This window comes from Psychrobacter sp. TWP2-1-2, assembly GCF_049896785.1.
In the GTDB taxonomy this organism is placed as follows: domain Bacteria; phylum Pseudomonadota; class Gammaproteobacteria; order Pseudomonadales; family Moraxellaceae; genus Psychrobacter.
Genome location: NZ_JAFCVA010000007.1, coordinates 36151 through 50139 on the forward strand (window position 1 = coordinate 36151; position 13989 = coordinate 50139).

Below are 13989 nucleotides of genomic sequence, written 5' to 3' on the forward strand. Positions count from 1 at the left end.
AACGATATTTTGCGTGGCGCAGCTTAAACCATCATGCGTGATCTAAGCTGTATAACGAATACTTACTGTTTGCTAATGACTGATACCTAAAAGCTGATTAACTGCTTAAGCTTTAGCCGCTGCCATCATCTCAGCAAACTTATCAAACAGTGGCGCGCAGTCATGCGGACCTGGGCTGGCTTCTGGGTGACCTTGGAAGCTAAAGACCGGCTTATTAGTTAGCTCGATACCTTGGTTGGTACCGTCAAATAGTGAGCGATGGGTCGATTTAACATTAGCAGGCAGCGTGTCTTCATCAACCGCAAAGCCATGATTTTGACTGGTAATCATAACTGTGCCAGTCGCTAAATCTTGAACTGGATGGTTGGCACCGTGATGACCGGTTTTCATTTTAATGGTGTTTGCACCGCTAGCTAGACCAATCAACTGATGACCTAAACAGATACCAAAGGTTGGCACATCAGTTTTTTCAATGATATGACGTACGGCATCGATAGCATAGTCGCAGGCTGCAGGGTCGCCAGGACCGTTTGATAAAAAGATACCATCTGGGTTCATCGCCAGCACATCTGCGATAGGCGTTTGTGCAGGAACGACGGTTACATGACAGCCGCGGTCAACCAGCATACGCAAGATATTGGTTTTGCTACCGAAGTCATAAGCGACGACATTGTATTTTGCTTCGATATGCGTACCTAGTTGCTTGAAAAACCCGCCTGTACCGCTATCATGACTGCCAATGGCATCACGGTTAAGTAGGGTATCTGATAAATCCCACGTACCTGCTGTCCATTCGAACGTCTCTTTAGTACAGCATTCTTTTGCCAAGTCCATGCCTTCGATACCAGCAAACTCTTGTGCCAATTTGATGGCTTGTTGCTCGTCAGCAGCGCTGATTGTCTCGCCGTTAGATGCGGTCATAATACAGCCGTTCTGTGCGCCTTTATCACGTAATAGGCGGGTCAATTGGCGCGTATCAATTTCAGCGATAGCGACAGTATCGTTACGTGATAAATAGTCGCTTAATGATTCTGAGTTACGGAAGTTAGAAGTAACCATGGTGGCATCACGGATGATAAGACCGTCTGCCCATACCTGATGACCATTGCCAGACTCAGTGTCCTCGCTATTGGTACCGGTATTGCCAATGTGCGGATAGGTGAGGGTCACTAGCTGGCGCGCATAACTTGGGTCGGTTAGGATTTCTTGGTACCCTGTCATGGCTGTATTAAACACCACCTCACCGACACGATGACCGAGACTGCCGATACTCACACCGCGAAAAATCGTACCGTCTGCTAATGCCAAAATTGCTTGTATTTCTGCCGATGAATTCAAGGTTTGCCTCCGCTGTTATTAGTGAGTGCCATAATTTTTTATGATGAAATTTTGGATTGAACGCGGCTTTTTGTATCGAAAAAATTGCTATTAATGGATACTAAAAAACACCTAAACCCAAAATTTTTCCACAAAAAAGCGAGAAGACATTATTGATGGAAACTACAAAACCCACTAGATAGTGAATAGGTAACTTGCATCATGTCCGCTCGCTTAGGCACAGATTTTGCGCATTATATACAATATGCCCGCAGATAGCCAGCCGATTTTTAGATTGAAAAGTATGCCTTTAATTATTAGCCGTTAATAGCGCTGGATTTTCCCTTTTGGCTTTGCCACAATGGACAGCAAATCGAAATATCTGGTTTTCATGATTCGCTTTCATGACTAATTTTCATGATTGACCTATTTCATTACTATATATAACAAGGAGCCGTTATGATTTATCAATATTTAGACAAGGTGCCCAAATTCGCGGTACCTTTTGATGGTTGGGTCGCAGACTCAGCACGAGTGATAGGTGATGTCTATTTGGGTCATCAAGCTAACGTGTGGTTTGGGGCAGTGATTCGCGGTGACAATGAACGCATTCATATCGGCGATTATAGTAATGTGCAAGAAAACAGCGTCATTCATACTGATGCAGGCATTGAGGTCAAAATAGGTGATTATGTCACCATTGGTCATTTAGCGATGCTGCACGGCTGCGAAGTCGGTGACAATAGCTTAATTGGTATCGGTGCAGTGGTATTGAATAATGCCAAAATTGGTAAAAACTGTATCATTGGTGCTAAGGCGTTGGTCACTGAAGGCAAAGAGATTCCAGACAACTCACTCGTCATGGGTGCGCCTGCGAAGGTGGTCAAAACCTTAACGGATGAGCAAGCAGCGATGTTGAAATTATCAGCGATGCATTATGCGGGGCGTTGTCAAAAATTTAAAACGGGCTTAACAGAAGTAGCTATGCCTGATTAAGCAGAAATTTATAAAGAATCAGTGAACTGTCTGATATTGATCTATTGTTTTTATATACATCATGCAAACGTTTCTTACATAGAGGCTCTTTATGTTATCAATTTATGCCATGAGCATCATGACCAGCCAAATAATGGCAAAAATGATGATGCCAATAATCAGTCCGCGAAAAATATCGTGGCGTATAGAGTAGCCATTAAGGTAAGCGTTATGATTGGCTGTTTCGTTGATGTTGAGCGCATTGACGCTCTCAGCGCCAGCATTTTTACCAACGATAAAACCCATGATTGCGCCCACGACCAACATAAATGGGGTGAATAACCAAAAAATGTCGCCATTACCTATACCAGCTATTGAGCGAATAACCACGATAGCAAGATCGATCAGTAAACCGCCAACGCCGTACATCACACCATTTAAGAGCGCATACAGTATACGGTCGAAGGGTGATTGATAGCCTTTACCCAACTGACGTTGTCTGATTTCTTTGATTGAACGGGCAGGGCGACGCGTTTTACTTGGCAAAACAGTTTTGACATCAGGCGCTTCCATGCGATTCTCTATTTTTATGATGAAGTAAGCAAAACAGATACTATGGCGTATTACCATTTTTAGCCCATTTAGGTGCTTTCGTGCAGAGTGAGGATACGCCCTAACCACAAGTTATATAAATAAAGTTACCATAATTTTGTTTGGTAAACAGTAGTATTCAAGAAAAATTATTGAGAAATTTTTTCATATCATTATCTATTTCCAAAGCGGAAGTTATTAAAAACCAGTTGTATTTCTGTCCTTTAACAAACAATAATAAGGTCTCATTATGCAGGAAACACAAGCACAATCTTTTCCAAAAGAGCTGGCACTTTTTGATTTAGATCATACTTTGCTCGACGTCGATAGCGACTATTTATGGGGCGAGTATATCGTCAAACACGACCTCGTCGATGAAGCGCAATATCGCACGGCCAATCAAAAGTTTTACCAAGACTATATCGAAGGTACGCTTGATGCGACGGAATATAATGAATTTGTGGCACAGTTTTTAAGTAGCTTGCCGATGGATAGATTGCATGAGCTACGAGAAGACTATATTAAAAGTGAAATTGAGCCGCACATACGCCCAAAAGCGATGGAAGTGCTCTGTCAGCATGTTGAAAAAGGTCATGAGGTGGTGATTATTTCTGCAACCAATGATTTTGTGGTATCCGCCATTGCCAAGCGTTTTGGTATCGAAGGTGCCAATGTGCTATCGACACCGCTTGAGATAAAAAATGAGCGCTATACGGGCAAACTTACTGATAAACCAAACTTTAAAGAGGGTAAGATTTACCATCTGAATAAATGGCTAGAGAAGCAGCAATCAGCAGGCACGACTTTTGATAAAACTTATGCCTATTCAGATTCCAAAAATGACATTCCATTGCTTGAGTGGGCGGATGTGGCTATTTGTGTGTCACCCGACGATGCGCTACATGCTCATGCGTTGTCGCATCGCTGGGCGGTTGAGGATTGGTCGATTTAGGCTATTTAACGTTATTTAATATAAAGCCAGTCATAATTAGCCAACTATTTATTGTCAATCTCATTTAAAATAGCGCCATATCAGCGTGATATTTATTTAAAAAGACAGGAAACTTTATGGAAATCAATCCGTATCAAGAACGAATCAAAGATTTATCAGAGCGTGGGCAGGACTTGCGGAGGTATCTTTGACTTCGATGGTAAGCAAGAACGCTTAGAAGAAGTCAATTTAGAGTTAGAAAACCCCGAGCTATGGAATGATCCAGAGCGTGCGACTAAGATTAATAAAGAAAAAAGCCAGCTTGACGGCGTCATCGATGTTGTGGTGTCGCTTGAAAGCACATTAGAAGATGCGTCTGCCATGCTGGAGCTGGCGGTAGAAGCAGAGGATGAATCCTTGCTGGCGGATGTGCAAGCAGAGCTCGACAATGCGGAGAAACGCGTTGCGGATTTAGAGTTCCGTCGCATGTTTAGCGGTGAGATGGATCCTAATAACTGCTACTTAGATATCCAGTCGGGTAGTGGCGGCACCGAGGCGCAAGATTGGGCGGAGATGCTGTTGCGTATGTATACACGCTGGGCGGAATCGCATGGCTTTAAAGTTGAGGTCATTGAGGTATCTTCTGGTAGCGTGGCTGGTATTAAATCAGCAACGATTGAGATTAAAGGGGATTACGCTTTTGGTTGGTTACGTACCGAAATCGGCGTGCATCGCTTAGTCCGTAAATCGCCATTTGATAGCAATAACGGTCGTCATACCTCATTTGCTGCCGTTTTTGTATCGCCTGAAATTGATGATAATATCGAGATTGACATCAATCCAGCAGATTTGCGTATTGATACTTATCGTTCATCTGGCGCAGGTGGTCAGCATGTGAACACGACTGATTCTGCGGTACGTATCACCCACGAGCCAAGTGGCGTGGTGGTCACTTGTCAGAATGAGCGTAGCCAGCATGGGAACAAAGCGACGGCGATGAAGTTGTTACGCGCTAAGCTTTATGAGCTTGAAATGCAAAAACGGATGGAATCTCAGCAAGCGGTCGAGGATGGCAAGTCAGACGTCGGTTGGGGCAGTCAAATTCGCTCTTATGTACTCGATGATTCACGTATCAAAGACTTGCGTACTGGCGTTGAAACCTTTAACACTGGTGCGGTACTCGATGGTGATCTCGATCAGTTTATCGAAGCGAGCTTAAAAGCGGGATTGTAAGGCTAAAAAGACTACTCTAAAGAAACTTAAAATATCAACCAACACTTAATTAAGGAAAATTATGCCAAGCGTTAACAGTTATTTTGATGATAAAGTCACTTCTATTGCCTTTCAAACGGCAACTAAGCCTGCAACAGTTGGGGTGATGGAAATTGGCGAGTACGAATTTGGCACCAGCGAATTTGAAACCATGAGCGTGGTCAGTGGTGCATTGACGGTCAAGCTACCAGAGAGTGATGAATGGCAAACCTTTAATGCGGGTGACCAATTTACGGTTGAAGCCAATCAGAAGTTTCAAGTAAAAGTGGCAGTAGAAACAGCATATCTATGCGTTTACGGTAAATAATGTCTAAGCTGCTTTAATCTAAAGCCGTATTGATAAAAAAACGCCAAGTGTTAAACACTTGGTGTTTTTTTATGATTGCATTTTGAGATAAATTTGAGTCATAAAGCATTGAACGACCATTATAGGTTTTTACGATACTGCACCATGTCTGTTAAGCTTGCGACATTGTCATACAATCGGCGTGCGTCGGTATTACTTTCTTGAGTTTTCCAATAAACGTGATTACAGCATTTCTCATCGGCAAAATTATATACGCCTTCAATTAAAATTCGTCCAATACTTTGTCCACGTACAGACTCATCGACATAAAGATCTTGTAAATAACAACATGCCATGCTGCTCCATGTCGTTGGATGTAGCACCACATGGGTAATACCTACTAACTTGTCGTCCTGCCAAGCACCAAAACCATAAATCGGCACGTTACTATCGAGCAAACTGTGCCACGTGTTTTGGTTGGTACTTGATGGCAAACTGGTCTCATAAAATTTTAGATAGTTTTGCCACAAAGGTAACCAAAATTCGTAATCGGCTTTAGATAATGCTGCTATCTTTATAGAGGTATTTTTCATTGTGTTTTATTCAAATTAAATTGTTATTGTTGTCAAATTATGGCTCATAATCTCATTATTTAGAACCCTTTTAAGCATGTTTTTTTACACATCGATTACACTTTGCTCGTGGCAAATAAACAGCAAAAACCATCGCAATTCATTATGCTAAAACGACTATTTTATCAATCGAGTATCTATTATGGCGACGCTAAATGACCAAACAACCACGCAAGACATACGCCATGATTATGAAAAACTAGCTCGCCTTGCTAATCTGCGCTATGTCAGTGATGATGAGCTTGGGTTTACGCGTAGGCGTTGGGGGCGCGGATTTACTTATAAAGATGCCACAGGCAAAACGGTCAAAGACAAAGCCTTGCGACAGCGTTTTAATGCGCTAGTGATACCACCGATGTGGTCAGAGGTTTGGATATGCCAAGATGATAAAGGGCACTTGCAATCGACGGGGCGCGATGACAAAGCACGAAAGCAGTATCTGTATCACCCTGAGTGGGATCGCGTACGTGACCAAGCCAAATTCGATGCCATGATAGGCTTCGCTAGAGCATTGCCGAATCTGCGTGAGCAAGTCGAAAAAGACTTGAAAGCTAAATCATTATCCCGTGAAAATGTCTTATCAGCAGTGGTCAAACTATTAGAAACGACCTTGATTCGTATCGGTAACAGCCGCTATGCCAAGCTCAATAAAAGCTATGGTTTGAGTACTCTACGCAGTAAGCACGTGAGCGAAACTGATAACGGACTGGCGTTTGATTTCGTCGGTAAGAGTGCCAAAGAGCATCATATAGAGTTGCAAGATGAGCGCTTGATTGACATTGTACAAGCCTGTTCTGAGCTACCTGGTTATCAGATTTTTAAATATTTAGATGACGATGGTCACAAGCAAGTCGTCGACAGTAGCGATATCAATGACTATCTACGCATGTATACTAGCGGTCATAGTCATAGTCATAGTCATAGTCATAGTCGTGACAGTGAGATGCATAGCGGTAACTTATATAGCGCAAAGGACTTTCGTACTTGGATGGCCAGTGTCCTTGCCGCCAGTTACCTGCATGATGAGCTACAGAGCGCTCAGGGCAAAGCAATATTAGCCAGTGAACCTGATAGTAAAGAGCGTCAGCAACTGGTGACTGATATGGTAAAAAGTGTCGCTGATGAGCTGGGCAATACGTCTGCTGTCTGCCGATCTTCTTATATTAATCCCATTATTATAGAGCACTTTTTGGCGGGGCAGTTCTTTGAACCTTATAAACAAGCGCGCCGTGGTCGTACTAAACAGCATCAAAGTTATGAAGAAAAGGCGCTGCTGGGATTTTTAAGTGGCTGCTGAGTGCTTTGAAATGAAGTTCCATCAAGAGTTTGTGATTGAATTATAAAAATGATACGTTATGTATTGAAATAAATATTAAAATGCGTTACTAATAGAGTCTATGCACATTGATATGTGCGAACAAGCAGAAAAAACAGTTGCTAGGATATGCCTGTTTTTCTGCTGACAATTCTCTTATTTCGTCCGTTACCTGCTATTGCTAAAGGATTAGCTTATGAACACCTCTTCTTCAGACCCATCAGTTGTAAATACCACTTCAAATCATACTGCACACCTGCCAATGAGCTACAGCGATTACTATCATAATTTTGATATGAACGCGCTATTGACAGAAATATTTGGCGAGCATTTAGACGATCGCTTGAATGCTTATATGGCGTGTTGCGGTCGTCATGTGCGTGATGGTCGCGGTGATAATATTGCACTGGTGCATGAAGATACGTCGGGCAATGTAACGCGCATGAGCTTTGCTGAGCTTGATAAGGCAAGCGCACAAGTCGCCAATTTATTGTTGTCTTATGGCGTACAAGTTGGTGACCAAGTAGCGACCATGTTACCTCGCACTCCTGAGCTGCTCACCATTGTACTCGCGACTTGGCGGATCGGCGCGGTTTATCAGCCGTTATTTACCGCCTTTGGCTATGATTCGATTAAGTATCGGATGGACAAAGCCAATACCAAAGTGGTTTTTACCAATCAAGAAAATCGTGGCAAGTTTGACGACTTAGCGAAGCAAACCAAAATGGTGCTGGTTGGCAGCAAAGTAGATGCGCAAAGCTGGGGTGATGATAGCTACGCTGAAAAGGTCGCAACGCAGTCGCAAACGGTAGACGCGGTTTCATTAGATACCGATGCACCCTTTCTGCAAATGTTTACCTCGGGTACGGTTGGCAAATCAAAAGGCGTTAGTGTGCCGCTAAGTGCGCTCTCAGCGTTTTATCTCTACATGCGCTATGCGATTGACTTGCGAGCGGATGATAATTACTGGAACATGGCTGATCCAGGCTGGGCATACGGTCTTTATTATGCGATTACAGGACCTTTGTTATTAGGGGTAACAACGTATTTTAATGAAGCTGGCTTTGATGCACAAAATACTCGTGATTTTATGGTACGTCATAAGATTAGTAATTTGGCGTCCTCACCGACAGCGTTTCGGATGATGAAATCGAGTGGCGTGTTTGAAAAATCTTACCATGACAATAATAATGACAATGAGGCTAAACTATCACTGCGCTGTGCCAATTCAGCAGGCGAGACCTTAAATACCGAAGTGGTCAATTGGGTTGAAAGCTATTTAAACTGTAAAGTCTGCGATCAGTATGGGCAAACCGAGACTGGAATGACTTGCTGTGAGCACCATGCATTAGCACATGAATGTCCGGTTGGCTCGATGGGCATGGCGCTACCGGGGCACACATTGGTAGTGTTAGATGATGATATGAATATATTAGCTGATGGCGAACAAGGACAGCTTGCCGTAGTGGTCAGTCAATCGCCCGCATTTTATTTCCGTGGTTATAGCTGGAACGAAAAAGACGCTTTTGCTGATGATTACTATTTAACAGGCGACGTGGTTGAGCGCCACAGTGATGGCAGCTATTGGTTTTCAGGGCGTGATGACGACATTATCATTACCGCAGGTTACCGAGTTGGACCAACCGATGTTGAAAATACCGTGCTGGAGCATGAGGCAGTCGCAGAGTCAGCGGCAGTTGGAGTGCCAGACGAAGTGCGTGGTCATACCATTAAGTCGTATGTGGTACTAAAAGACGGTATCGAAGGCACAGACGAGATTGCCAAGGAGATTCAAGACTTGGTACGCAAGCGTCTATCAACGCATGCTTATCCACGTGAGGTTGAGTTTGTGAAAGAGTTGCCAAAAACCCCAAGTGGTAAAATTCAGCGCTTTTTGCTGCGCAGTTTGTCTGCGGCCTAATGAAGCAATGCACTCATATTGTCAGGTTAAGATAAAAATCGATGACTGATAAAAATAACAGTAAAAACATTAATAAAAGGAATAATTATGCACATTGAACAACAGAGCTTTTTGGTCACAGGCGGTGCATCAGGTTTGGGAGAGGCCGTGGTTCGCGCTATTGTCAAGCAAGGCGGTAACGTCGTCATCGCAGATCTGAATGAATCAGCTGGTCAAGCGTTGGTAGATGAGCTAGGTGACAATGCGCGTTTTACACGCTGTGATGTGACCAGTAGTGATGAGGTGAAAGCGGCTGTGGATACGGCTGAAAAACAATTTGGCGGTTTGCAAGGGTCTATTAACTGTGCGGGCATTGCCGTTGTGCAAAAGCTACTGGACCGTGATAATAACCCAGCGGATCTCGATGCTTTTAGTCGCGGCGTCAATATTAATCTTGTCGGTTCTTTTAATGTCGCGCGTTTGGTCGCAGCCAGTATTGCAAAGCGTGTAGCAAATGCCAATAACGCAGACAGCTCTGTAGAGAAGAACGCTGATAATGGCGTCATTATTAATACGGCTTCTATCGCAGCTTTTGATGGGCAAGTAGGGCAAGCAAGCTATTCATCGTCAAAAGCAGGTGTCGTCGGTCTGACTTTACCGCTAGCACGTGAGCTGGCACGTCATGGTATTCGCGTCATGACTATCGCACCTGGCGTCTTTGCCACTCCGATGATGGAGACTATCCCTGAAAAAGCGCGCGAACAACTAGAGGCGGGCGTACCTTATCCTAAGCGTCTGGGCAATCCCAATGAGTTTGCCAAGTTGGTCATGCATATCATTGATAATGCCTATCTCAATGGAGAAGTCATTCGCTTAGATGGCGCGATTCGTATGGTGTAATGGTATTAACGAAGTTTTTATGTCCAAAAGATCCTAATTTTATCCATGAAATTTTCACAAAAACTGGCATGGTGCTTTGGTAAGTTAATAGCGTGGTATGTTGCCATTTCACTCTTTAACGCCAAACGGAGTTATTAAAGCCTATGTCATTTTTTTCTCTACATTTCAGCAAAAATCCGCGTCGATTGTTTGTCGTGATAGGACTGGGACTGACCACCATTATGAGCACCAGTGCGATAGGGTATGTCAAAACAGCCTCCTCGGATGCAAAAAGTACAGGCAATAATGGTCAGCCTATTTCTAGTACGGTGGTTATCGATAAAGTTTTTGTCGATAAATCCGACCGTATTTTGCAGCTATTGAGTGGTGATAAAGTCATTAAGTCCTATCGTATTGCGCTAGGGGATAGTCCGGTTGGTCATAAACAGCAGCAAGGCGATGAGCGCACACCTGTGGGGGCGTACATCTTAGATTATAAGAATGAGAACTCTATTGCCCATCGCTCCATCCATATAAGCTACCCCAATGCTGCGGACAAAGCTCGGGCACGATCACGCGGCGTCCATCCTGGTGGTGATATTATGATTCATGGGCAGATGAACGGCTTCGGTCATCTAGCGTGGATTAACCAACAACGTGATTGGACCGATGGTTGCATTGCGGTCACTGATAATGAGATGGATGAGATTATGGCGGCAGTTAAGGTTGGTACATCGATAGAAATTGTAGAGTGAGTGTTATGTTAATGCTGGCTATCGTGTAGTAAATTTCTAGCGGTGAAAGCGCATTAAAATCTCTGCTACAGCTGTCTCTTGCTTGCCTTTCATTGTTGAGCAAGCCTCTCTTTTAGTTGTTTTTTTTATTTATCCTCTTGAAATACTCTCTTAGTGTGCCTATTGATAGTTTGTGATAATATCATTGCTATGGGTAAGGTTTTTACCTATATAAAATCTTACTATTCTTCAGTATTTACTAATAAGTCATAGATATTGATTGACAAATTGCATAAGTAGGTTGAAATCTTGTATGTTATACCCTATATATATAACAACTAACGGTGATTGAGACACGATAAAATTGACGATAAGCGCTATGTTTTAAATGCGGCGCGTTCGGTATTTTATGTTGCATCCACTGACTGATAATACTAATTATAAAAGGACACAATTATGAGGTTCGAAAAATTTACCCAGAAACTACAATCAGCCATTCAAGAAGCACAGAGCCTAGCATTGGGGCGTGACCATACAGGTATTGATCCTGTGCATCTGCTTGCAGTATTGCTACAGGATGAGTCTAATTTATCTATCTGCCAACAAGCAGGCGCGTCTATCCCTGCGCTAAAGAATGGTGTGGCAAAGGCGCTCGACAATCAAGCAACGATTAGTGAGCCAACCGGCGATGTGAATTTAAACCCAAATTCGGTCAAAATTTTGAACTTGGCAGACCGTCAAGCGCAGAAAGAAGGCGATGATTTTATCGCCACTGAATGGGTGATGTTGGCGCTCGCTGAGCAAGGTGAAACCAAAAAGATATTTGAGAGTGCGGGCGTAACAGCGAGTAAATTAAAAACAGTCATTGAGCAATTGCGAGGTGATGATACCGTGAATAATCAAAATGCTGAAGATCAGCGTGATGCGCTGAATAAATATACCATTAACTTAACTGAGCAGGCGGAACTTGGTAAGCTTGACCCTGTGATTGGTCGCGATGAAGAGATTCGTCGTACCATTCAAGTACTGTCACGTCGTACCAAAAATAACCCAGTACTGATTGGTGAGCCAGGTGTTGGTAAAACGGCTATCATTGAAGGTTTGGCACAAAAAATCATCAATGGTGACGTACCAGAAGGACTACGCCGCAAAGAAGTGTTGTCGTTAGATTTGGGCTCATTGATTGCAGGTGCAAAATTCCGTGGTGAGTTTGAAGAGCGACTCAAAGCGGTACTCAGCGACTTATCAAAGCAAGAAGGCAATGTCATCTTATTTATCGATGAGTTGCATACTTTAGTAGGTGCTGGTAAAGCCGATGGTGCGATGGATGCCGGTAATATGCTAAAGCCTGCGCTTGCGCGTGGTGAGCTACACTGTGTCGGTGCGACAACTCTCGATGAGTATCGCCAGTACATCGAAAAAGATGCGGCTCTTGAGCGTCGTTTTCAAAAAGTACTGGTCGATGAGCCAACGGTCGAAGACACCATTGCGATTTTGCGTGGTCTAAAAGAGCGTTATGAGCTGCATCACGGTGTTGATATCCAAGACAGCGCGATTATTGCTGCTGCGCGGATGAGCCATCGTTATATTACCGATCGCAAACTGCCAGATAAAGCGATTGATTTGATTGATGAAGCGGCCAGTCGTTTACGTATGGAGATGGACAGCAAGCCTGAAGCATTAGGTAAGCTTGATAGTCGCTTGATTCAGTTGAAAATGCAGCGCGAAGTGCTCAAAAATGAAGAAGACGCTGGTGCGCAAGCCGAGCGTAAAGTGCTCGATGCACAAATTGAAGAGCTAGAAAAAGAGTACGCTGACCTTAATGAGATTTGGCAAGCAGAAAAAGCCTTGGTCAAAGGCAGTCAGCAGCTAAAAGACGAGCTGGATAAAGCGCGTATCGCCTATGACAAAGCCAGTCGTGAAGGTGATTACGAGACCATGAGTAAGCTGCAGTATGAAACGATTCCGCAGCTTGAGCGCCGCATTACTGAGTCTGACTTGGCAGAACAAAAAGAGCAGACAGGCGAAGGTAGTGGTGTAAAACTGCTACGTAACAAAGTCACGGATAATGAAATTGCCGAAGTCGTAGCGGCAGCAACAGGTATTCCTGTGAGTAAAATGATGCAAGGCGAGCGTGACAAGATGATAGCGATGGAAGAAAAGCTCCATGAACGCGTCATCGGTCAAGATGAAGCAGTCGAAGCGGTCGCCAATGCGGTACGCCGTAGCCGTGCTGGTTTGTCTGATCCGAATCGCCCTTCAGGTTCGTTCTTATTCTTAGGACCAACGGGTGTCGGTAAGACTGAATTGACCAAGTCACTAGCGAACTTCTTATTCGACTCTGAAGATGCGATTGTTCGTATCGACATGAGTGAGTATATGGAGAAGCACAGTGTCAGTCGTTTGGTGGGTGCGCCTCCAGGTTATGTGGGCTACGAAGAAGGTGGTGCATTAACGGAAGCGGTACGCCGTAAGCCTTATAGTGTGATTTTGTTTGATGAAGTTGAAAAAGCGCACCCTGATGTGTTCAATATCTTGCTACAAGTATTGGACGATGGTCGCTTAACGGACTCACAGGGTCGTGTGGTGGACTTCAAAAACACGGTCATCATTATGACCAGTAACTTGGGTTCGTACAAAATCCAAGAGATGGTCGGTGAAAGTTACGAAGACATCAAAGCTGAGGTGATGGAATCAGTTGGGCAGCATTTCCGCCCAGAGTTTGTCAACCGTATCGATGAGATTGTGGTATTCCATCCGCTCGGTATGTCGCAGATGTCAGGTATTGCTGCGATTCAGTTGGATCGCTTACGTCAGCGCTTGCATGAGCGTGAGATGGATATCGAGCTATCAGCTGATGCGATGAATAAACTGGTTGCGATTGGTTATGATCCTGTCTATGGCGCACGCCCACTAAAACGTGCGATCCAGCAGGAAATTGAAAACCCATTGTCATTGAAGCTATTGGCTGGTGATTTTGGCGCAGGAGATATCATCAAAGTCGATGTCGGCGCAGATGATAAGTTGGTGTTTGAGAAACGTAGCATGAATTAATATCTAACCCTAACTGACCGTGGTTTAAAACTAACCTCTTACTTGCCTATTTTTTCTACAGGCAGGTAAGGGGTTTTTTTGTGCGCTATTATTATTTACGGTT

Annotated in this window: 12 protein-coding genes; 9 read left to right on the top strand and 3 right to left on the bottom strand. The window is 43.8% G+C overall.

Annotated elements, in window-relative coordinates; translation table 11 throughout:
* Positions 1-105 precede the first annotated feature (105 nt).
* Positions 106-1338 carry a glutamine-hydrolyzing carbamoyl-phosphate synthase small subunit gene (carA, locus tag ACP7AE_RS08055; protein WP_426242390.1) on the bottom strand — a complete coding sequence of 411 codons (1233 nt, stop codon included), beginning with the start codon at positions 1336-1338 and terminating at the stop codon, positions 106-108.
* 438 nt (positions 1339-1776) lie between these two features.
* Between carA and ACP7AE_RS08060 the strand changes: the two genes are divergently transcribed.
* On the top strand, positions 1777-2313 hold the full coding sequence (locus ACP7AE_RS08060; protein WP_426242392.1) for a gamma carbonic anhydrase family protein: 537 nt from the start codon (positions 1777-1779) through the stop codon (positions 2311-2313).
* 102 nt (positions 2314-2415) lie between these two features.
* On the opposite strand, the gene ACP7AE_RS08065 is transcribed toward ACP7AE_RS08060, so the two are convergent.
* Entirely contained in the window at positions 2416-2865 is a 450-nt protein-coding gene (locus ACP7AE_RS08065) for a hypothetical protein (RefSeq protein ID WP_426242394.1), read from the bottom strand.
* A 268-nt stretch (positions 2866-3133) separates the two neighbouring features.
* Here ACP7AE_RS08065 and ACP7AE_RS08070 point away from each other — a divergent pair, with 268 nt between their 5' ends.
* The 3 genes from ACP7AE_RS08070 to ACP7AE_RS08080 all read left to right on the top strand — a co-directional run bounded on the left by ACP7AE_RS08070 (position 3134) and on the right by ACP7AE_RS08080 (position 5393).
* Positions 3134-3835 carry an HAD family hydrolase gene (locus tag ACP7AE_RS08070; RefSeq protein ID WP_426242396.1) on the top strand — a complete coding sequence of 234 codons (702 nt, stop codon included), beginning with the start codon at positions 3134-3136 and terminating at the stop codon, positions 3833-3835.
* Positions 3836-3951: 116 nt separating this feature from the next.
* Positions 3952-5047 (top strand): peptide chain release factor 2 gene (gene prfB / locus ACP7AE_RS08075; RefSeq protein WP_157292386.1). Its coding sequence is split into 2 segments (ribosomal slippage): positions 3952-4023 and positions 4025-5047, totalling 1095 coding nucleotides; the frame shifts between segments, so codons are not numbered across the junction.
* 61 nt (positions 5048-5108) lie between these two features.
* Positions 5109-5393 (top strand): pyrimidine/purine nucleoside phosphorylase, encoded by a 285-nt coding sequence (locus tag ACP7AE_RS08080; protein ID WP_426242398.1) that lies wholly within the window; start codon positions 5109-5111, stop codon positions 5391-5393.
* A 119-nt stretch (positions 5394-5512) separates the two neighbouring features.
* Here ACP7AE_RS08080 and ACP7AE_RS08085 read toward each other — a convergent pair whose 3' ends face one another.
* On the bottom strand, positions 5513-5965 hold the full coding sequence (locus ACP7AE_RS08085; RefSeq protein ID WP_426242400.1) for a GNAT family N-acetyltransferase: 453 nt from the start codon (positions 5963-5965) through the stop codon (positions 5513-5515).
* Positions 5966-6146: 181 nt separating this feature from the next.
* Between ACP7AE_RS08085 and ACP7AE_RS08090 the strand changes: the two genes are divergently transcribed.
* The 5 genes from ACP7AE_RS08090 (at position 6147) to clpB (ending at position 13886) form a co-directional block, all read left to right on the top strand.
* On the top strand, positions 6147-7301 hold the full coding sequence (locus tag ACP7AE_RS08090; RefSeq protein ID WP_426242402.1) for a DNA topoisomerase IB: 1155 nt from the start codon (positions 6147-6149) through the stop codon (positions 7299-7301).
* Positions 7302-7515: 214 nt separating this feature from the next.
* Positions 7516-9240: an AMP-binding protein gene (locus tag ACP7AE_RS08095; protein WP_426242404.1), complete on the top strand. Its 1725-nt coding sequence runs from the start codon at positions 7516-7518 to the stop codon at positions 9238-9240.
* Positions 9241-9327: 87 nt separating this feature from the next.
* A complete protein-coding gene (locus tag ACP7AE_RS08100) occupies positions 9328-10119 on the top strand; it encodes an SDR family NAD(P)-dependent oxidoreductase (RefSeq protein ID WP_426242406.1) in 792 nt (263 codons plus the stop codon).
* 143 nt (positions 10120-10262) lie between these two features.
* The gene (locus tag ACP7AE_RS08105; protein ID WP_426242408.1) at positions 10263-10853 is read left to right on the top strand and encodes a L,D-transpeptidase family protein; all 591 of its coding nucleotides are present in this window, start codon (positions 10263-10265) and stop codon (positions 10851-10853) included.
* A gap of 435 nt (positions 10854-11288) precedes the next feature.
* A complete protein-coding gene (gene clpB / locus ACP7AE_RS08110; RefSeq protein WP_426242410.1) occupies positions 11289-13886 on the top strand; it encodes an ATP-dependent chaperone ClpB in 2598 nt (865 codons plus the stop codon).
* Positions 13887-13989 lie beyond the last annotated feature (103 nt).